Raw genomic sequence first — 19,676 nt, 5'->3', positions numbered from 1 at the left:
GAAAATCAGTTGGAAAGTCCGCGCATGCAGGCTCAAAACCGGCGCTTGGAAGGCATTGAGCGGCAATCGCTGCCCTAGCATAGAGAGGACGTTCACAGGAGAGAGGGAATGAAGTTTGGATTTCTGGGCACGGGCCTGATGGGTCAGCCGATGGCTCAGCGACTCCTGGCGGCCCACGGCGCTGTGACGGTGTACAACCGCAGCCCTGAGAAAGTGCAGGCTCTCCAAGCCCAGGGCGCGACGGTGGCCGAGTCGCCAGCGGCGCTGCTGCGAGCGGTGGACTGCGTATGCCTGATGCTGTCGGATGGAGCCGCGATCCGCGCGATGCTGCTGTCCCCCGAGGCCCAGGGCGCGATCGCCGGTCGGACCGTGATCCAGATGGGCACCATCGCTCCCCAGGAAAGCCAGGCGATCGCCCAGGCTGTGGCGGCGGCGGGCGGCGAATACCTAGAAGCGCCGGTCCTGGGCAGCATTCCTGAGGCGACCCAGGGCACTTTGCTGGTGATGGTGGGCTCGACGCCGGAGCAGTTCGATCGCTACCGGCCTGTGCTGCAAACCTTCGGGCCAGAGCCGCGCTATGTGGGCGAGGTCGGCACCGCTGCCGCGCTCAAGCTAGCCCTCAATCAGCTCATTGCCTCGCTCACGACGGCCTTTGCCCAGAGCTTGGGCTTGGTGCAGCGCCAGGGCGTGGACCCAGAGCTGTTTATGACGATCCTGCGCCAGAGCGCGCTCTATGCGCCCACCTTCGACAAAAAGCTCCAGCGCATGCTCGATCGCAATTTTGACAATCCCAACTTCCCCACCAAGCACATGCTGAAGGACACCAACCTGTTTTTGCAGGCGGCGGAGGCAGTGGGCCTAGATGGGCGGGCGATCGCCGGAGTTCGCGACATCATTGCAGCGGCCAGTGACGGGGGCTTCGCCGACGCAGACTATTCGGCGATCTTTGCGGCGGTCAATCCAGAGGAGCCGCGCTAGGGCAGGTCGCTTTCCCAGGCCGCCTGGAAGAAATCGCGCTCGCACTCCATGGCGTAGCGATAGGCGTCTTGGACGGCGTCGGTGTCTTGGCCATAGCGATCGGTCAGCTGCTCGAGCGTCTCGGCCAGGGCGGCAAACTCGGGGCTGCTGTAGGTGCGGATCCAGTCGCTGTAGGCGTGCTCGGCCTGAGCTTCGGCAGCTAGGCGATCGCCCAAAAAGGCGTACAGGCGCATGCAGGGGGTCATGGCGGCGGTGGTGCGACCAACCTCACCTGCCCAGGCCGTCGCCAGCAAAAAGTCCACGTAGCGCCGCGTGGCTGCCCCTGGCTTCACGTTGGCCAAGTCCACGCCCCACGCCGCGGCATAGCTCTGGTGCAGCTGGAGCTCGCCCAGCACGCCCTGGGCCATCTGCAAAAATTGGCCGTACCCGTCCCAGTCGGGGGCCTTGGCCGCGGCGATCGCGTAGGCCCGCGCAAAGGACTCCAGGAAAAACGCGTCTTGGCCCACGTAGTACGCGAAGCGATCGCGCGGCAGGGTGCCATCGGCGAGGCCCCGCACGAAGGGATTTTCTAGGCAGGCCTGGGCGAGGTCCTGGGAGTTTTGCCAGAGAGAATTGGAAAGCGTCATAGCAAGAAGTGCAGGAATCAGGGCGTTTTGGGTCAGGGGGTCGAGACTGAATAGCGAGCGAGGCGATCGGTCAGGAGCCTGTAAAACCCGTCAGCGTCAACGGTCTCAAGAACTAGGGCATTGGCGGGCTGGCCGCTGAGGTGCCACCAGTCCACGATGCTCTGGCCGCAGGTCAGCGGCCCGGCGGTGTCCACAGTGACCGGGCAGGCTTTGCCGCTAAAGAGGTCTGGCCGCAAGAGATAGGCGATCACGCAGGGGTCGTGGAGGGCTGCCCCCTCGAAGCCGTAGCGATCGCGATAGAAGTCTCCATAGGTTTCGAGCAGATCGGCGACTACGAGGGCGACGGGGGAGCCCAAATTTCGTAGGGCGGCGACGCGCTGGGGGGTGGCGATCGCCCGGTGGGTGACGTCGAGGCTGATCAGCGTGATCGGGCAGCCGCTGCTCAGGACGATCTGGGCGGCGTGGGGGTCATTGTAGAAATTAAATTCGGCTACGGGCGTGACGTTGCCGTGGGTGATGGCCCCGCCCATGATCACGATTTCTGCGATCTTCGGGCCGATCTGGGGCGCCTGAATCAGGGCGATCGCCAGATTGGTCAAGGGGCCGAGGGCGGCCAGGGTGACGGGTTCTGGCGCCTGGGTAAGGGTTTCGATCAAGAAATTCACGCCGTGCTGGGCCTGACAAGGCTGCTGGGGCTCCGGCAGGGTGACCTGACCTAGGCCAGTTGCGCCGTGGACGTACTCGGCAGTTTCCAGCGGGCGCATCAGGGGGCGCGGACAGCCCGCGTACACGGGAATGTCTTGGCCGCTCAGGGTGACGATGCGGCGGGCGTTTTTCTCGGTGAGGGCCAGGGGGACATTGCCCGCGACGGTGGTGATGCCCAAGAGCGAGAGCGCCTCGCGAGAGGCGATCGCCAACAGCAGGGCGATCGCGTCATCGACCCCCGGATCGCAGTCGATAATAAGCGGTCGTGGACGCATAGCTGAGACACAAGACCCAATCGTTCCCCGGAGTGTAGCGCAATGGCTGTTGTCGTGTTTGGCAGTATCAACCTGGACCTAGTGACGCGATCGCCCCGCTTGCCTCGGCCCGGTGAGACCTTGCTGGGCTCGGCATTTGCCATGGTGCCCGGCGGCAAGGGCGCCAATCAGGCTGTGGCGGCGGCGCGCTTGGGGGCGGTGACCCATCTGGTGGGGCGGCTGGGCGCGGATCTCTTTGGCGATCGCCTGCAAGCGGACCTGGAGGCTGCGGGTGTCCAAACGGCGGGTGTTTTTCGGGACGACATGGCCCAGTCTGGGGTGGCGGCGATCGCCCTCGACGAGGCTGGCGAAAACCACATTATCGTGGTGCCCGGCGCCAATGGCCGCCTGGATCAGACCGACTGCGATCGCCTGCGGCCCCTGCTGGCGGAGGCCAGCGTCCTGCTGCTCCAGCTCGAAATCCCCCTAGAAGCTGCGATCGCCGCTGCGCGCATGGCCCACGCCCAAGGCGTAACGGTGATTCTCGACCCGGCCCCAGCGCCCGCCGCACTCCCTGCCGCGCTCTATCCCTGCCTGGATTTCCTGACCCCCAACCAAACCGAAGCCGCCCAGCTTGTGGGCTTTGGCCTGGACACGCCGGAGGCCGTCGTCGCCGCCGCCCAAGCGCTGCGATCGCGCGGCGTGGGCACCGTGATTCTCAAGCTGGGCGGCCAGGGTGCCTACTGCCTGTCCGACGGTGGGGGCCTCTGGCTGCCCGCGTTTCCGGTCCAGCCCGTGGACACCGTGGCGGCGGGGGATGCCTTCAACGGGGCCCTGGCGGCGGCCCTCGATCAGGGATTATCCCTCAGTGAGGCTCTGCGGTGGGCGATGGCTGCGGGGGCGATCGCCGTCACCCAGACCGGCGCCCAGAGCGCCATGCCCAACCAAGCGATGCTTAAAGATTTCTTGCGCCAACAGGCCTCCTAGACTCGATTCCCGTGGCCCTCACCCAACTGGACGACCCAGCGGAGGGAGGGCGAAACCCTGCCTTAGCGCCGATCTTCGTAGATAGGGGAACAACTACAGTTGCCCCCGATTCGATTCCGCGCTGTGCCCTGAGGAGACTCTTTCCCTATGGACCCTGTTGGTTTTACCCCTTGGCTTTTGGGGGGTGCCGTTGTGCCCCTGCTGCCTGCGGCCGCCGAGCCCAATGCTGATGATTTGCAGCGCCTGCGCGATCGCGCGTCTTGTCCGGGCGGCAACCTCCAGGGAGCGCTGCTGTCCCGCGCCGACCTGGAAGCGGCGGATCTCGCCGGAGCCAACTTCAACGGAGCCGACCTGAGCTATGCCAACCTCAAGCGGGCTGATCTGCGGGGTGCGACGCTCCTGGGCGCCAACTTCCGCGGCGTGAATCTCGAGCAGGCCAACCTCTGCGGCGCGGACTTGCGGGGAGCCGATCTGCGCTGTGCCCAAATGCAGGGCGTGCAGCTCCGGGGCGCTTTGATGCATGGCGTCAACCTGGTCGGCGCAAATCTGGCGGCCTCGGAGCTGGCGGGCTCGAACCTCAATCACGCTCGCTGCATGGGCAGTTTGCTGGGGCGCGCAAATTTGCGGGGCGCGACCTTGGTCAAGGCTGACCTGCGGGGCGTCGAGCTGACGGATGCCAGCCTGCGCAGCGCGGATCTGGCCAATGCGGACCTCGAGCGCGCCAACTTGATCGGCGCCGATCTCGATCGCGCCAACCTGACAGGCACCAATCTCCGGCGGGCCTTTGTGTGCTGCGCCCCCTGCACCAAACCGCCCCGGCCCTGAGCTTTAGGCGGCCAGGGGCCAGGGCGGGCGAATTGCGGCGGTCAGGCAGCCCGTGGGTGATACAATGCCATCATTTCAATCCTGAAACCGGAAGATCGACCGTGGTTCAAGCACCGTTGTCCGCCGTCCAGTCTGGACCAAGCGTTGACCCTGCCGTCCTCGATACAGCCGCTCTGCGGGACTACCTCAGCGCCCTAGCCGATCGCATCATTGCTGGGGAGCGCCTGGGTCGGGAAGAGGCCCTCGCCTTGACCCGCATTGAGGATGAGGAAAAGATTTTCCTGCTCTGTGAAGCGGCCGATCGCGTGCGTCAGGCTTGCTGCGGCAACACCGTCGATCTGTGCAGCATTATTAATGTCAAATCGGGCAACTGCTCCGAAAATTGCAGCTTCTGCTCCCAGTCGGTCCACCATCCGGGCGAGGCGTCGCCGGTCTACGGCCTCAAGACGATGGACGAAATTTTGGAGAACGCCCGAGCGGCGGCCTCCGCAGGCGCCAAGCGCTTTTGTCTGGTGAGCCAGGGGCGCGGTCCCAAGTACAACAGCCCCAAGTCTGGGGAATTTGAGCAGATTTTGGAAACGGTGCGCCGCATCGCCGATGAAACGAACATCAAGCCTTGCTGCGCCCTGGGCGAGGTGACGCCGGAGCAGGCGATCGCCCTGCGCGAGGCGGGGGTGACGCGCTACAACCACAACCTCGAAGCTTCTGAGAATTTCTATCCGGAGGTGGTCTCGACCCACTCTTGGCAAGACCGAGTGGAAACGGTGCGCAATCTCAAGCAGGCTGGCATCCAGGCCTGTACGGGCGGCATTTTGGGCATGGGCGAGAGCTGGAGCGATCGCGTAGATTTGGCGCTGTCGCTGCGGGAACTGGAGGTGGACTCGGTGCCCCTGAACCTGCTCAATCCGCGATCGGGGACGCCCCTGGGCGATCGCCCCCGGCTGACGGTCCACGAAGCGCTGAAGGCGATCGCGATTTTCCGGCTGATCCTGCCCCAGCAGATCCTCCGCTACGCCGGCGGCCGCGAAGCCATCATGGGCGAGATGCAGAACCTGGGCCTGCGGGCCGGCATCAACGCCATGCTGATCGGCCACTACCTGACCACCCTGGGTCAGCCCCCCGAAAAAGATCACGAAATGCTGCACTCTCTGGGCCTCGAAGGGGGCGAAGCGCCCGTGCCGGGAGAGTATCAGCCCGCCACTGGTGACGCCCACTAGGACGCCGTGTTCACCCCCAATGAGCTGCTGTGGGCGCTAATTGGTCTCCTGTTGACCATTGGCGGCACCTTCCTCGAAGCCTTTATCGCCAGCCCTCCCTGGAGCTGGGGCGCGGAAGGCATTTTGACCTACTCCCTGGGAGTCACCTACCAGACCGGAGCGGTGCTGCTCATTGGGTGCCTCGGGGGCCGAAATGCGGCGGCTCTGTCCCAAATCGCCTATCTGGCCCTGGGACTGGCCTGGTTTCCCGTTTTTTCCCGGGGTGGCGGCCTGGGCTACGTGCGAGAGCCGACCTTTGGCTACCTGATTGGCTTTGTGGTGGGGGCCTGGGTGTGCGGCTGGCTGGCCTTTCAGGCGGCGCCGCGTCTGGAATTGCTGGGCTTTAGCTGCTTGTGTGGCTTGTTGGGGATTCACCTGACGGGGTTCAGCTATTTGCTGATTACCTACCTGACGGGCTGGGTTGAGATGCCTATGCCGCTGTGGGAGGCGATTTGGCGCTATTCGCTCCAGCCGGTGCCTGGGCAGCTGGCGATCGCCTGTGCTGCCGCCGTCCTTGCCTATGGGCTGCGCCGTTTGATGTTTTACTAAAAAAGGCGAGGGCGATCGCCCTCCTGTAGACACAGCCACGGATAGACCGTCTGGCGGTCTGCCCACTCTGGCTGCGCCTACCCGCCCTCCTATGCTCCTACACTGTTCATGCGCCTAAAGAACCTTTTGTTCTGGAATGCCGCCCTCGTGGCGCTGGTCCTCGACCTGCTCACCAAGGCCTGGGTCGTCCAAAACCTGGAACTCAGAGAAGTGCGGCCTCTCCTCCCCGGCATTTTCAAGCTCACCTACATCATCAACTACGGCGCAGCGTGGGGCATCATGAGCAACAACGGCGGCTGGCTGCGCTGGCTCTCCCTGATCGCTAGCCTGCTGCTCGTAGCCCTGGCCTTCTCCGGCTCCAAACTCAACCGCTGGGAGCAGCTCGGCTGGGGCTGCATCCTGGGTGGCGCCGTCGGTAATGGCATCGAGCGCTTTTCTGACGATGGCGGCGTCACGGACTTTATTCAGCTGGCTTTCATCAACTTTCCGGTCTTCAACATCGCCGACTCAGCCATCACCCTGGGAGTGTGCTGCTTGCTGTGGACCTACTTCCGCCAGTCTGGCTCCACCCAAGATTCACCGCCACCCGATGCCTAGGGCTAGTCAGAAAGAGAGCTGCCGTTCCCGTTTGGGGGTACGATCACATCCTCAAAGCTCAGCATACTCAGGGCTTCGGGACGATTCATCAGCTCAACGGCCAATAGGAAACCAGCGATCGTCCAGGTCTGGAATTTGCGGGCTTCCTTGCCAATCAAGCGTCCGCTCTGGCCGTCGTAGTATTCTGGCCAGCCATCCTGGCTGAGTCGCTTCGCCGCAATGGCGATCGCCTCATAGGCGATTTCCTTGCGCCCCGTTTTGATGGCCGCCGCCGCCAGCATCCACAGCAGCACAGGCCAACTGCCGCCATTGTGATAGGACCACGGGCGATTCTTCGGGTCGCAGCCCGTCAAGAGCCGCCATTCCGAATTCTCGAGGGCCGGGAAGCAGATCTTCATTGGCATTTGACTAATCAGATCGCCCTGCCGCTGAATAATCAGCTCCATGATCGCGTGGGCCTGGTGATCGCTGGCCAGAGACGTGGCGATCGCCATGAGATTCCCCAGCGCGAAAAATCGGCAATCTAGTTGAGACGGCCCCAGATTACCCGCCAGATAGCCCCCTTTTTCGGGTATCCAGTTCACCAGCCAGTCAAAGGGAATCGAGTCCGAATAAATATTAAATTTGTTGAAACTTTCCTCGCCGTACTCCTCCACCTGATAGCGGTAAATCACATTTAGCCGCTCCGCATCCAGCCAGTACTCGTCCCGAATATGCCGCTGCAGCGGCGCAATGCGATTGTTGACCGCCTGCACAAAGTACTGATTTTCCTCATTCTCCAGCAGCAGCTCCTGAGCCGCCCGCAGCGCTCCATAAAACAGCGCCTGGATCTCCAGGGGATGTCCAGCAATGCCCATTCGCCGGTCGATCATGCAGGCCCCATCCGGCACCAGGAGCGTCGGATACATATCAAACCGAGACACCAGGCACAGATCCAAAATCAGCCGAATCCCTTTCTGGAAGCTCGGCTGGTGAGCCAGTGAGATATCGCCCGTCACCTTCACATAGGCCCGCAGCAGCAGTAGCCACCACAGGCTAGAGTCCACCGGTGTCACGCGCCCGATCGCCCGTTCCCCAAAGTCTGCCCGCAGATCCTGGGTGACCCCGTGCCCCTCGACCTTGAAGCTCGCTGGCATCAGGCCAAACCCCGGCTGGAAGAAGTCCCACTGGCGCTCCTTAGCCTGGAGCCGCAGCGTCTTCTCTAGAAAATTGCGAACAATCTCAGTCTCCCCTTTGATCAAGAAGACCAAGGCCGACGATACAAAGTCTCTGATAAAGCACTGGTCATAGTTCAGCGCGTCCATCTCAGGGTCGTAGGCCGCTACCGTGCCGACTGGTCGTCCGAGATAATAGATGATAGATTTCTCAAGAGCCAACCAAGCTTCCTTGAGCAACGCTTCTTCAACAGCCATCCTTGATTGCGTCTCCTCTCCATGCGCATCGGGCGATCGCACCCTAGCCTAACCTGCCAGCGGCGTTTGATCGAAGAAACTAGAGGCTGATTGCAGGTGAAACTATACTTTCTGTTCTTTCTTCAACGGGCCTACTCACCAAGATTTTTTGAGTACAAAAGAGCCTGTTTGAAATTCTCACAAAATTCACGATAGGTGCAATCAATGAACTCAACAGCTCGTGTTTCCGTTGTGATTCCATGCTTCAATCACGCGCAATACTTAGAAGAGTCTGTTGGGAGTGTCATAACCCAATCGTTTCAAGACTTTGAAATTATTATTGTTGATGATGGCAGTACTGATGAAACTGTCGCGGTGGCCAATTATTTAATCCAGGTCAACCCAGAAATTCAAATTAGACTGATATCTCAACCAAACTCAGGGCAGCCAGCGATCGCGAGAAATCGAGGCATTTCAGAAGCGATCGGTGAATATATCCTGCCGCTAGATGCCGACGATCGCATCTCCAGCGAAATGCTAAAAGAGTGTGTCGCGCTGTTAGACTCTCGATCTGATATTGGAATTGTCTATACAGACCGACAAGACTTTGGGGACTGTTCTGAAACAGTCATTGCCCAAGATTATGACTTTCTTGCTTTGCGGTATGTGAATCAAATCTCCTACTGTGCTCTGTTTCGACGCGATATTTGGCTACAAGTAGAAGGTTATAAAACTAACGTCAAAGGGTGTGAATATTGGGACTTCTGGATTGCCGCAGGCTTCCACGGATATCGTGGATGCCGAATTCCGCAGCCTTTATTTGAATATCGCAATAATTCCTCAGGTGTGTATCAAGACTTTCTGGCTAATCAAAGTATTCGGTGGGCTCAAATCGTTTTTAATAATTATCTTGCATACTCCCAGGGGGACATTCTCCGTGCAGAAGCGCTGCTTGGACAACGGTTACAACCAAGAAGACATCCTAAAACTCCGTTAATTTCGGTTGTCGTTCCATCCTATAACCATGGAGCATTTCTAGTCGAAGCAATCGAAAGTCTGGTTAGCCAAACCTATCAAAACTGGGAATGTATCATCGTCGATGACGGAAGCACTGATAGTACCCAGCTTATTGCCCAGCGCTTAACAGATCACTACAGCTCTAGCAATATTCAACTATTGACCCAAAAAAATTCTGGTGTTGTTCAAGCAAGGCGTAATGGAATTCAACGCGCTAGAGGTGAATATATTCTTTTCTTGGACTCAGACGATAAAATTCATCCTCGATTTTTAGAAGATGCTAGCTTTCTGTTATCTATTTATGCTGATATTGGCTTTGTTTATACAAATCTAGAGTATTTTGGCGCTAAAGTCGGTTCCGTAAACTATGGGACATTTGACTTGACGAAATTCCTGGAAAATAATCAAGCCACAGTTTCCTCTTTGTTTAAGCGGCAAGCCTACGAAGATGCTGGTGGTTTTAAAGATGCAATGGAGGAAGGCCTTGAGGATTGGGAACTCTGGGTATCCATGTGCGATAAGGGTTGGATGGGATATCATCTCGATCGCACTTATTTATACTATCGTCAACATCATCAAGGATCTCGCCTACAAAACTTACTTTCCCGGCAGTCTCTCTTAAGAAGGCAAAAGGCAAAGATAATTTGCTTTCATGAGAAGCTTTACTCTCCAAAGGCTATTGAAAAAGCTCGTAAAGAGCTTGAAAGCTATAATTTATTAATTCAAGAATCAACAGAATTATTAAATCAGTGGCCCTCACTGTCTAACTGTCTTGCAGCAGCTATCAACAAGTTTCGACAAGGAAATGATAGTTCTCTAAAAAAAATTGAGGAAATTCGAGTTCAAGTTGCAAAGAATTGGCAATGTATTCCTGATCATTTACTGGAATCTGCATTCGAAAATGGATTGGGAGACATATCAAAAATCCTAATTTTCCAAGTCCCTGACTCTGAAGCTGAGAAAAATATACTTTCTGCTCAGATGCTGGATCAAGAGAATAATTGCTTGACTGATTCAGAAAAGATCAAGCTGTTGCTGATCTCAATGCTCTATGAGCGCCCTAATACCCAGTCCTGCCCTGTAGAGATTAGCCAGATACCAAATTGGCTCCTAGATACCTATTTGAAGTACAGCTTGCAGCCACCTATCTTTTTTAAATCTGAAGCTGAATCACAAAGATTTTATGATTTTCAGAAAAATCTAATTGATGAAATTTATGAAAACGTCTTCGAGAAAAATACTGAAGAGCACTCTCAAATTGTTGCTCTTAGTTTTTTTCAATGTGAAAACTTTATCCACTTCTATTTTAATGATAGAAATCTGAAAAATCTGTACGTCAAACGTGCAGAAATTTTAGCTTATGCTTTGCAAGCCAGTGGCCATGAGCTTGCATATACCTTTCCTGAGCGACAAAGAGTCCGACAGAAAATTCGCCTTGGGATTCTAGCTGCTCACTTTACGCCTTCAGCAGAAACTTTTGCGGTTTTGCCATTTTATGAATTCATTAGTCGAGATTTTGAAGTAATTCTTTATTCATTGCAGTGGACCAATCACCCACTAGAAGGATACTGTCAAGCTTCAGCTAATTTGGCTCGGCAGTTACCTGCTGATTTACAGTCTCAAGTACAGATGATTCGAGATGATGATCTAGACCTCCTATTGTTTGCCTCTAATATCACCGCAGTAACGAACCAAGTTACATCATTGGCATTACATCGCCTTGCACGAATTCAGCTTACAAGTGTAGCTTCAGTCGTCACGACTGGTATGAAGTCGATCGACTATTACCTATCTAGTGAATTCACTGATCCGTCACCTTCAGCTGAAGATCACTATCGTGAGATACTAATCAAGCTTCCTGGAACAGTACACTGCTTTAGCTATGGGACAGAAATCGCGTCATCTAGCTTGGTAGTAACTAGGCAAGATTTAGGAATTAAAGATGAGCAAGTTGTGTTTTGCTCTGGCGCGAATTTCTTTAAAATTACTCCTGCACTTCTGCAATCCTGGCTTGAGATTTTGCAGAACGTTCCTAATTCTTTATTGCTATTAATGCCTTTTGGGCCAAATTGGTCTAATGCGTATCCCAAAGGTTACTTTCAAAAATACTTGCAAAATGCTTTTGTAGAAGCTGGCTTATCTAAAGATCAGTTTTTAGTGCTTGATCCCGATCCTGTTCCGAATCGTGCTGACGTGAAGCAGTACTTTAAATTGGCAGATATTTATCTTGACTCCTATCCTTTTGCTGGCACTACCTCTCTGATAGAGCCCTTAGAAGTAAATCTCCCAATTGTTACAAGGGTAGGGGAATACTTTCGTGGAGCAATGGGGGCAGGAATTTTGCGTGCTTTAGGGCTTGTACAGATGGTTGCGGCAGATGAGGCAGAGTATGTGCGAAAGGCGATTGCCCTCGGTACTGATCCTTCTCTCAATCAGCAATGTAGACAGCAAATAGCAAGCGCAATGCGATCGAATCCTGCTGTTTTAGACAGTCGAAGCTACGCCCTGAAAATAGAGCAAGCACTCAAAGAACTCTGGCAACGCTATCAACGCGATCAATTAGCAACTCGTCTGAAGCTGCGAGAGATTAATTTGGCGGTATTTCTAGACTGGCAGTCTTCTGAGGATGCGCTGCTTGCTGTGGTTTCAGAGATTTTTAGAACAATAACAAGCTTGTTTGAAAATCAGGAAGTAACGCTTTTAATTAACACAACAGGTATTGATCCTGAAGAAGTAGAAGCAGCGATTTCAAGCGTGTTGCTGAATCTCATGATGGAAGAAGAGATTGATATGAGTGATACTCTAGAAATCTCTTTGCTGGAACCTATGTCAGACAGTGAGTGGGAAATTTTGGCTTCTGAGCTTTATGCCTACATTAAGACTTCCTGTGACAATCTAGAGGTTGGCTTTAGGCCCTACGAGGAAAATTGCAAATCTATATCGCTGGAGGCGATTTAAATTAACCCTGCACTTGAGGCGATCGCCCCTCTAGATAAATCTCCCACATCTTCTGATAAGCCTCTTCTATGCTTTGCGTAAAGCGCTTACCACTCCACAAAGGAGAAGTCTGGCGTGACAGTTTGAGGCGATGAGAAATTTCTTGTCTCAACTTCGCATCTCGCCCCAGCGTAACACCCCAACGAATGTATTCCTCGTCAGACCAGGCAATACCCTCTTGAATGCCAGCATTCATCATCATGCTGTAGCTATTTCGAGCTGAGAACTGCTGACCTACCTTGGTGACAATGGGAACACACATCCACAGGGCCTCCATGGTGGTTGTTGCACCATTGTAGGGATACGTATCTAGGATGACGTCCGCTATGCCCATATTGGCTCGGTGAGTGGCTTCGGAGGGCACGATTGGCAGGAATCGGAGCCTTTCGCTATCTACGCCTTCTTCACTAGCAATTTGCTTAAAGCTTTGTTGGAGAGCACTTTCGTCAGCCCAGCCTTTGATGAGGAGATAGCTATTGGGCACCTGAGCCAGGACTTTCATTTGCAGGCGAACAGTGTCTGGGTTTCGCTTGATACCAGTTTGGGCGGAGAGATAAATAACGGCGTCTGTACTGATGCCTAGATCTTCCCGCTTTAGCGTTGGAACTGCCACTTCAAAACCATCAATCCCTAGGAAAGTTTGGGGAAGTCGCCAAATCTTCTCGGCATAGTAGTCTTCTGCCTCGGTTGGCAGAATGTAGGGGTCTGCCAGAAAATAGTCGATGCTCGGGATTCCTGATGCATCCCACCCCAGCCAAGAAACCTGAATTGGTGCTGGCTTGAGACTCATGACCTCACAGGTAATATCCAAAGTAAGGCTGTCTAAGTCAACTAAGATGTCTATTTGGTCTTCATTGATTTGATCGGCGATCTCAACTGCGTTTGATGACATTTTTCGAACGTGATTGATATTGTCGACATACCAATCTCGTAGGGAGTCTTCAACCGCATCTGAGAAATTTACGAAATAACCATAGGTTTTGATTCGTTCTGGATTGTGATAGCGGAATAGCCAGCGAGCTAGCCAGCCAACTGAATGGCTATTGAAGCAGTGAGAAATATAACCAACCTTAAGTTCTTGATCAGAGGTTGCGGTAATGAGACGCAGAGCTTGGCTTTGTTGGTATTTAGCTACTTGTTCGGCAGCATAAATGGCTGTGTTGGTTTGGCAAAGCTTAGCAACTTCATTGTGAAGTCTGCGATTCTCTACAGGAGAATCCTCACAGTAAGGTAGGAAATAAGTAGTGGAAAATAGCCTCTCAACGGTGATGGGGTGAAGGTTGAGAGGCTGCTCTTGAATCAGCTGATTGAGGATTTGTTTATGTTCTTGGATAGCAGTCTGAACTTCATTCCAGTAGCCGCCAGCACTGAGAATACCGCGCAACAAAAGGTGGCTGGCAAAGGCTTTATCTTCAATTTTGTCGACTAGATCACAGCAGTGACGGGCTGTCTGAATGCCTAGGGCGTACTGCCCAGAGTTTTGATAGAAAGCTGCCAATATTCTCAGGACCTCGACGTTGTCAGGCTCAACTTTGAGGCACAGTTCAGCGACACGACTGGCATGAGCAGGTTGCTTCTGCTTGTACGCAATCTTCATGGCGGCCATCATCAACGTATTTGTAAAAGATGATGATGGTTCTATGAAAGGGATGCAGGCTTCAGCAAACTTGAGTGTGGAACCTGCTAAAGGCATGAAATCTAGGACAGATTCTAGAGCACCTAGAAGAAGTTGAGCTTCAACGCGTTCTAAGGTCTTCGACTCTAATAAGTTAGTTAGCTGTTCTAGCTCAGGGCTGTCTTCTGTTAAGATTCTTTGCTGAATCGATAGAGGAATAAGCTTTAGAAGATTGCGACCTATGTTTGGTGCTATCTCTCGAATATGCTGTCGAATTAGCCAAGCTGCCTGAATATCTTCTTTAGCTTCTTGACGGCTTGCTTCGGTCTCTAAGATATTGATTAAATCGAGAGTAGCAAGATCTATATCCTCAGCAGCAGAAAGACCGCAAAACCAAGTAGCCTGAGCATCTGCCTCTTGACCCTGTAGCAATTGCACTAATCCGAGCCACCAATAGTTTTGGATATCTGCTGCGGGGTTAAGCTCGATTGCTTGCTCGTAAAGCTGAGCTGCTTGAAGATAGCGTCGGCTTTCCAAATAATCAATGGCTGTTTTTTTCCATTTGCTATCTTGATGAAAACTACTCATATGGTTGTCTACACCTGCTTATTTAAAGAACACCAACAGCAAGAAGACATATTGTCAACGAAAATAGAAAAAGGTGGATAGCTGTTCTACCCACCTCTAAAAATTCAAAGCATAGCTCTCTGAATTTTGATTGCCTTTTAAAGGGCTGGTTTGCTGTTACTTGAGTACGTCATATGCACCCAACGCTGAACAAATGGGGGTGCCATCAGCTTCGTAGTCGCTGTCTGCAGCTTCAAATGCTTCTGTACCATCAGGCCCCTCCGCAATGCCAGGTTGTTTCCCTTCGCACAAAACAGCCAGTGTCGTAGCCTCACTGGTTACGGCAACAGTACCTACAGAAACCCCGCCAACATAAGCCTTCAAAGGAGCATCAGCCTCTTTTAGACGGGCTTGGTTAGAGACAAAAGAGGAGTTTTCTGCAACTCGGTTGATGCTGTAGATATAGTTCTGGGTTTGAGTTTTGATACCCAGACCTAGATCACCGATGCTGTCAGTGAAAGAAATTTTTTCAAGGTAATAAGCCTGTTGAGAGCGGTTCATGGAACCGACGTACTGCTTCGCTTCGGACTGCTTGGCCTTGTTGGCTTGGTTCAGGAAGGAAGGCAGTGCGATCGCAGACAGAATACCGATGATGATGATAACGACGAGGAGCTCAATGAGGGTGAAGCCTTTCTCACTCTCTTCCCGCTTGAGGAGGTGCTGGAGGAACTTGGCCTGGAATTCGGTTTTCATGTGGTGATTGCTCCTTGGAGGATTCAGGATGCCTGGTTCGTAAGTCCTTGGTGCTAACTTACCCACCTGAATTCAGCGATCGATCAGGGACATCCATAAATTTTTCTGATTGCTGGTCAAGAGAGGGGGGCACGGGGGCGCGGGCGGGGTTGTTGTGGGGCGCGATCGCCCGCAAATCGCCCGTAAACCGAGGGATGGCGGTAGCATGGGATAAGGCTCGGGCCTCATGTCGCTGTGGCGTGGATTTCACTTCCTCAGGCCGAACGAAGAGATTGTCGATGAGCATTTCCACTTCCATTCTGGAAGCCCTTCTCCAAGCCCTCCCCCAACTGCGGTCCCAAATCTATTTCAAGTCTTCGCTGACGGCGCTCTCCCACGCCATGGAGGATCAGGTGCTGGCGGGGGGCGATCGCCCGCTGATCATTGCTAGCTTTCAGCGTGAGCGTTTCTATCGTCAGGAAGCCCACCGCTACCAGCGGATTTCGGAGCAAAGTGACCAGGTTTACGTGCTGGCGGCCCCAGAGACGAACTTCACCAATGCGTCGGGGCGCTACGAGACGGTGGCCTTTGAGCCCGAAGATCAGCTCAGCCACGAGTGGCACTTGGTGGTTTTGGGGAGTCAGCAGGCCACCTGCTTGATCTGCCGAGAGCGCGAGCCGGTGGTGTCGGTGCCGGGGGCGCTCGAGCCAGCGGCGGTGGACCAGTCGCGCCAGTTTGAAGGCATTTGGACCTTCGATCGCTGCGTGAGCCAGCAGGCGGCGGCGGTGCTGCTCGATCGCATTTTGCTCTACCGGCCCGAGCTGGTCGAAAAGATCGAGCAGGCGCGCGATCGCTATGGCCTGCGGTCCTTTGAAGAAATGGCCTGCGTGCCGGAGGATTCTGCCAATCCGGGGCCCTTTGCGGAGCGCTTGGTGACCTACCTTCAGGCGGGGCAGTACAAGCTGCTCAAGGCCTACCGGTCGATCGCGGCCCAGGAGCGCAAGGAGCGGCTGGTGAACTCCATCACGACGGCGATTCGGCGATCGCTCAATCCCAGCGAAATTTTTACCGTGGCCGCCGAGGAGCTAGGGCAGGCGCTCAAGGTCTGCCGCTGCCTGATCTATCGGTGTAAGGCAACGGACGCCACCGCCAAGATTCAGTACGAGTTTCTGGGAGCAGAGGTGCCGTCGGCCCGGGGACAAACTTGGCCCCTCGCCGAAAACGCGCTCTTTCAGGAGGTGCTCGCCAAGCGGGAGCTGCTGCCCCTCGAATCGACGGCCTCAGACCCTCGCATCACTGAAGACTCCCTGCTCAAGGAGATGGTCCAGCAGTGGCAGATTGGCTCGTGGCTGCTGGTGCCGATTTCCTATCAGGGCCGCCTCGTGGGCATGGTGGAGCTGCACGGCTGCTCTTCGGCCTACGCCTGGACCCAGGATGATTTGTCCCTGGTGGATGCGATCGCCGGTCAGCTCGGCGTCGCCCTGATCCAGGCCGAGGCCTTCGCCAACCTCGAAGACCTCAACCAGCAGCTCGAAGCCCTCGAGCGCACCCGCAGCAACCTGATCGCCATCACCGGTCACGAGCTGCGCACGCCCTTGTCCACCATTCAGGTCTGTCTAGAGAGCTTGGCCACCGAGCCCGACATGCCCCTAGAACTGCGGCAGGTTATGCTCAACTCTGCCTTGGCCGACGCCGAGCGAATGCGGGAGCTGGTCCAGGACTTCTTGACCCTGTCGCGTCTCGAGAGCGGCCGCGTAGAGTGGCATCTCGAATCGCTGCCCATGGCGGAATGTGTGGACCTGGCCCTCAGCAGCGTCGGCAGTCGGCAAGGGGAGATGGATCTGCCCACCATTGTTACCAAGGTGTCTCTGGATTTGCCCCTGGTCCAGGCGGACGGGGAGTGGCTGGTGGAGGTCCTCTCCAAGCTGCTGGACAATGCCTGCAAGTTTACGGAGACCGACGGCCAGGTCAGCGTCGAAGCCCATCCCAAAGATGGCCAGACCCTGGAAGTGATCGTGACGGACACGGGACGGGGCATTGAGCCCAATCGCCTGGAGGCGATCTTTGATCGCTTCTACCAAGAAGAGGGCGCGCTGCGGCGCACGGCGGGCGGTACGGGCCTGGGTTTAGCGATCTGCCGCCAGATCATCGCGGGGCTGGGGGGCCGGATCTGGGCAGAGTCGGCGGGCCGGGGCCAGGGCAGCCGCTTCCACTTCACGGTGCCGATCGCGGAGGAGCAAGAAGCTGAGGTCCGCCCGCCCGCGGCCCAGCCAGCGCGCAAGTCTCCCGGGCGATCGCGGGGACGGCGCACAACGCTGCGGTCTTCTTCCTGAGAGGATTAGAGGCGATCGCCTTGGGCCGATCAGGAGTAGCTACCCCGGAACCCTGAAGTTCTGTAACACTTCCTCACGAAGTCGTTAGGCTGTCCGGCAGTCGGTGATAGGATGCCCTAAAAACGTTGAGAGAATAAGTTCATGGCTGAAACTCTGACGGGAAAAACTCCAATATTTGGTGGTAGCACCGGCGGCCTTCTGACCAAGGCCGAGGTGGAAGAAAAGTACGCTATCACCTGGACCAGCAAGAAGCAACAAGTCTTCGAAATGCCGACGGGCGGCGCTGCCGTGATGAACGAAGGCGAAAACCTGCTGTACTTGGCTCGCAAAGAGCAGTGTCTGGCTCTGGGCGCTCAGCTGCGGACCAAGTTCAAGCCCAAAATGGAAGACTATAAGATCTACCGAGTTTTCCCCAACGGCGAAATCCAGTATCTGCATCCCAAGGACGGCGTCTTCCCCGAGAAGGTGAACGAAGGCCGGACCTCGGTGAACCACAACCCCCGCAAGATTGGCGACAACCCTCAGCCCGCCAAGGTGAAGTTCAGCGGCACCCCGACCTACGAAGCTTAGGAAATCTAAGCCGTAGGGATCTTCTCAGGTTGTCAAATCAGTAAGATAGAAAAGCGATCGGTCTCGGAGGGTAAAACTTCCGGGACCGATACTTTTGCAAGGCCTTTATTCCGGTTTTTGACCCACACCGCTAGCGTCATGATCTTCCCCGACTTTTCTCAATTCGCCGCCATGGCTGACCAGGGTAATTTCGTGCCGGTTTATCAAGAATGGGTGGCGGATCTCGATACCCCGGTGTCGGCGTGGTACCGAGTCTGTGCGGGGCAGCCCTACAGCTTTTTGCTGGAGTCGGTGGAAGGGGGAGAAAAAATTGGTCGCTACAGTCTGCTGGGCTGCGATCCGCTGTGGGTGCTGGAGGCACGGGGCGATCGCACCACCCAAACCTATCGGGATGGCTCTGTGCAGGTCTTTGAGGGCGATCCCTTCACGGCCCTAAAAGACTGCCTAGCCCCCTTTCATCCGGTGAAGCTGCCCCAGCTACCGCCAGGGATTGGCGGACTGTTTGGGTTCTGGGGCTACGAGCTGATCAACTGGATCGAGCCGCGCGTGCCGATCTATCCGAGCGCTGAGGGTGACCTGCCCGATGGCCTGTGGATGCAGGTGGATAACCTGCTGGTGTTTGACCAGGTGAAGCGCAAGATTTGGGCGATCGCCTATGCTGACCTGCGCGATCCGAACGTCGATCTGCGATCGGCCTATGACCAAGCCTGCGATCGCGTACGGCAGCTCGTCGCCAAGCTACAGCTCCCCCTTTCGGGCAGCGACACCCTGCTGTCTTGGCAGCCGCCCACCACCGAGGGACTGCCCCCGCTCAGCTACCGCAGCAACACCGAAAAAGAGCAGTTCTGCGCCAACGTCCAGGCCGCCAAAGACCACATCCGGGCCGGCGACATCTTCCAGGTGGTCCTGTCCCAGCGCCTCGAGGCCCAGTACACCGGCGATCCCTTTGCCCTCTACCGCTCCATTCGCCTGATCAACCCCTCGCCCTACATGGCCTACTTCCACTTCCGGGACTGGCAGATCATCGGCTCTAGCCCCGAGGTGATGGTCAAGGCGGACCGGGCCGACGAAGCCAGCGACATCATGCAGGCCATCGTGCGGCCGATCGCCGGTACCCGCAAGCGCGGCGCCACCCCGACCGAAGATGCCGACCTCGCCGCCGACCTCCTGCAAGACCCCAAGGAGATCGCGGAGCACGTCATGCTCGTCGACCTCGGGCGCAATGACCTGGGGCGCGTGTGCGTCAATGGCACGGTCCGTGTCGACGAGCTGATGGTGATCGAGCGCTACTCCCACGTCATGCACATCGTCAGCAACGTCGTCGGCACCCTAGCACCGGGCAAAACGGCCTGGGACCTGCTCAAGGCCTGCTTCCCCGCCGGGACGGTCAGCGGCGCGCCCAAAATCCGGGCGATGCAGATTATCAATGAGCTCGAGCCCTGTCGGCGCGGGCCGTACTCCGGGGCCTACGGCTACTATGACTTTGAGGGGCAGCTCAACACGGCGATCGCCATCCGCACCATGGTCGTGCGCAGCAACGGCGATGGCAGCCACACCGTCCGGGTCCAGGCCGGTGCTGGCCTGGTGGCCGACTCCGAGCCCGAAAAGGAATACGAAGAAACCCTCAACAAAGCGCGGGGCTTGCTCGAGGCCATTCGCTGTCTGCACCCAGCCTAG

At 55.9% G+C, this 19,676-nt stretch carries 14 protein-coding genes and 1 pseudogene; 10 read left to right on the top strand and 5 right to left on the bottom strand.

Going from position 1 to position 19,676, the window contains the following annotated elements; all coding sequences use genetic code 11:
• Positions 1 to 105: 105 nt before the first annotated feature.
• A pseudogene (locus tag GEI7407_RS18310) lies at positions 106 to 978 on the top strand (NAD(P)-dependent oxidoreductase); the annotation flags it as partial.
• On the opposite strand, the gene GEI7407_RS18305 reads toward GEI7407_RS18310, so the two are convergent.
• Positions 975 to 1,604, bottom strand: coding sequence for a TenA family protein (locus GEI7407_RS18305; RefSeq protein ID WP_015173705.1), 630 nt, complete (start codon positions 1,602 to 1,604; stop codon positions 975 to 977). The pseudogene GEI7407_RS18310 and the gene GEI7407_RS18305 overlap by 4 nt on opposite strands.
• A 32-nt stretch (positions 1,605 to 1,636) precedes the next feature.
• Positions 1,637 to 2,584, bottom strand: a complete 948-nt coding sequence (locus GEI7407_RS18300; RefSeq protein WP_015173704.1) for a nucleoside hydrolase — start codon at positions 2,582 to 2,584, stop codon at positions 1,637 to 1,639.
• 42 nt (positions 2,585 to 2,626) lie between these two features.
• On the opposite strand from GEI7407_RS18300, the gene rbsK reads away from it, so the two are divergent.
• From rbsK to lspA, 5 genes are all read left to right on the top strand, one after another.
• Positions 2,627 to 3,550, top strand: a complete 924-nt coding sequence (gene rbsK / locus GEI7407_RS18295) for a ribokinase (protein ID WP_015173703.1) — start codon at positions 2,627 to 2,629, stop codon at positions 3,548 to 3,550.
• A gap of 147 nt (positions 3,551 to 3,697) precedes the next feature.
• Positions 3,698 to 4,375 carry a pentapeptide repeat-containing protein gene (locus tag GEI7407_RS18290; RefSeq protein WP_015173702.1) on the top strand — a complete coding sequence of 226 codons (678 nt, stop codon included), beginning with the start codon at positions 3,698 to 3,700 and terminating at the stop codon, positions 4,373 to 4,375.
• A 101-nt stretch (positions 4,376 to 4,476) separates the two neighbouring features.
• Positions 4,477 to 5,592, top strand: coding sequence for a biotin synthase BioB (gene bioB / locus GEI7407_RS18285; protein ID WP_015173701.1), 1,116 nt, complete (start codon positions 4,477 to 4,479; stop codon positions 5,590 to 5,592).
• 6 nt (positions 5,593 to 5,598) lie between these two features.
• Complete coding sequence (locus GEI7407_RS18280; RefSeq protein WP_015173700.1) at positions 5,599 to 6,180, top strand: biotin transporter BioY; 582 nt, start codon at positions 5,599 to 5,601, stop codon at positions 6,178 to 6,180.
• A 108-nt stretch (positions 6,181 to 6,288) separates the two neighbouring features.
• Positions 6,289 to 6,777 (top strand): signal peptidase II, encoded by a 489-nt coding sequence (lspA, locus tag GEI7407_RS18275; RefSeq protein WP_015173699.1) that lies wholly within the window; start codon positions 6,289 to 6,291, stop codon positions 6,775 to 6,777.
• Positions 6,778 to 6,779: 2 nt separating this feature from the next.
• Here lspA and GEI7407_RS18270 read toward each other — a convergent pair whose 3' ends face one another.
• Entirely contained in the window at positions 6,780 to 8,189 is a 1,410-nt protein-coding gene (locus tag GEI7407_RS18270) for a glycoside hydrolase 100 family protein (RefSeq protein WP_015173698.1), read from the bottom strand.
• A gap of 204 nt (positions 8,190 to 8,393) precedes the next feature.
• Between GEI7407_RS18270 and GEI7407_RS20490 the strand changes: the two genes are divergently transcribed.
• On the top strand, positions 8,394 to 12,143 hold the full coding sequence (locus tag GEI7407_RS20490; protein ID WP_015173697.1) for a glycosyltransferase: 3,750 nt from the start codon (positions 8,394 to 8,396) through the stop codon (positions 12,141 to 12,143).
• A gap of 1 nt (position 12,144) precedes the next feature.
• Here the strand turns inward: GEI7407_RS20490 and GEI7407_RS18255 are convergent, their stop codons facing one another.
• Positions 12,145 to 14,385, bottom strand: coding sequence for a hypothetical protein (locus GEI7407_RS18255; protein WP_015173696.1), 2,241 nt, complete (start codon positions 14,383 to 14,385; stop codon positions 12,145 to 12,147).
• A gap of 156 nt (positions 14,386 to 14,541) precedes the next feature.
• Positions 14,542 to 15,117 carry a type IV pilin-like G/H family protein gene (locus GEI7407_RS18250; protein ID WP_015173695.1) on the bottom strand — a complete coding sequence of 192 codons (576 nt, stop codon included), beginning with the start codon at positions 15,115 to 15,117 and terminating at the stop codon, positions 14,542 to 14,544.
• Positions 15,118 to 15,395: 278 nt separating this feature from the next.
• On the opposite strand from GEI7407_RS18250, the gene GEI7407_RS18245 reads away from it, so the two are divergent.
• From GEI7407_RS18245 to trpE, 3 genes are all read left to right on the top strand, one after another.
• Complete coding sequence (locus GEI7407_RS18245) at positions 15,396 to 17,429, top strand: DICT sensory domain-containing protein (RefSeq protein WP_015173694.1); 2,034 nt, start codon at positions 15,396 to 15,398, stop codon at positions 17,427 to 17,429.
• 141 nt (positions 17,430 to 17,570) lie between these two features.
• Entirely contained in the window at positions 17,571 to 17,999 is a 429-nt protein-coding gene (locus GEI7407_RS18240; RefSeq protein ID WP_015173693.1) for a photosystem I reaction center subunit II PsaD, read from the top strand.
• 138 nt (positions 18,000 to 18,137) lie between these two features.
• Positions 18,138 to 19,676 carry an anthranilate synthase component I gene (trpE, locus tag GEI7407_RS18235; RefSeq protein ID WP_015173692.1) on the top strand — a complete coding sequence of 513 codons (1,539 nt, stop codon included), beginning with the start codon at positions 18,138 to 18,140 and terminating at the stop codon, positions 19,674 to 19,676.

It is taken from the genome of Geitlerinema sp. PCC 7407, assembly GCF_000317045.1.
Lineage (GTDB): Bacteria > Cyanobacteriota > Cyanobacteriia > PCC-7407 > PCC-7407 > PCC-7407.
This window is presented reverse-complemented; position numbering and strand designations above follow the sequence as displayed.

Excerpts from the sequence above, each read along its gene's own strand:
- GEI7407_RS18240 (WP_015173693.1), top strand. The coding sequence starts at position 17,571 with ATGGCTGAAACTCTGACGGGAAAAACTCCAATATTTGGTGGTAGCACC.
- GEI7407_RS18270 (WP_015173698.1), bottom strand. The coding sequence starts at position 8,189 with ATGGCTGTTGAAGAAGCGTTGCTCAAGGAAGCTTGGTTGGCTCTTGAG.
- GEI7407_RS18300 (WP_015173704.1), bottom strand. The coding sequence starts at position 2,584 with ATGCGTCCACGACCGCTTATTATCGACTGCGATCCGGGGGTCGATGAC.
- GEI7407_RS18290 (WP_015173702.1), top strand. The coding sequence starts at position 3,698 with ATGGACCCTGTTGGTTTTACCCCTTGGCTTTTGGGGGGTGCCGTTGTG.
- GEI7407_RS18255 (WP_015173696.1), bottom strand. The coding sequence starts at position 14,385 with ATGAGTAGTTTTCATCAAGATAGCAAATGGAAAAAAACAGCCATTGAT.
- rbsK (WP_015173703.1), top strand. The coding sequence starts at position 2,627 with ATGGCTGTTGTCGTGTTTGGCAGTATCAACCTGGACCTAGTGACGCGA.
- GEI7407_RS20490 (WP_015173697.1), top strand. The coding sequence starts at position 8,394 with ATGAACTCAACAGCTCGTGTTTCCGTTGTGATTCCATGCTTCAATCAC.
- GEI7407_RS18305 (WP_015173705.1), bottom strand. The coding sequence starts at position 1,604 with ATGACGCTTTCCAATTCTCTCTGGCAAAACTCCCAGGACCTCGCCCAG.
- trpE (WP_015173692.1), top strand. The coding sequence starts at position 18,138 with ATGATCTTCCCCGACTTTTCTCAATTCGCCGCCATGGCTGACCAGGGT.
- GEI7407_RS18250 (WP_015173695.1), bottom strand. The coding sequence starts at position 15,117 with ATGAAAACCGAATTCCAGGCCAAGTTCCTCCAGCACCTCCTCAAGCGG.
- lspA (WP_015173699.1), top strand. The coding sequence starts at position 6,289 with ATGCGCCTAAAGAACCTTTTGTTCTGGAATGCCGCCCTCGTGGCGCTG.
- GEI7407_RS18245 (WP_015173694.1), top strand. The coding sequence starts at position 15,396 with ATGAGCATTTCCACTTCCATTCTGGAAGCCCTTCTCCAAGCCCTCCCC.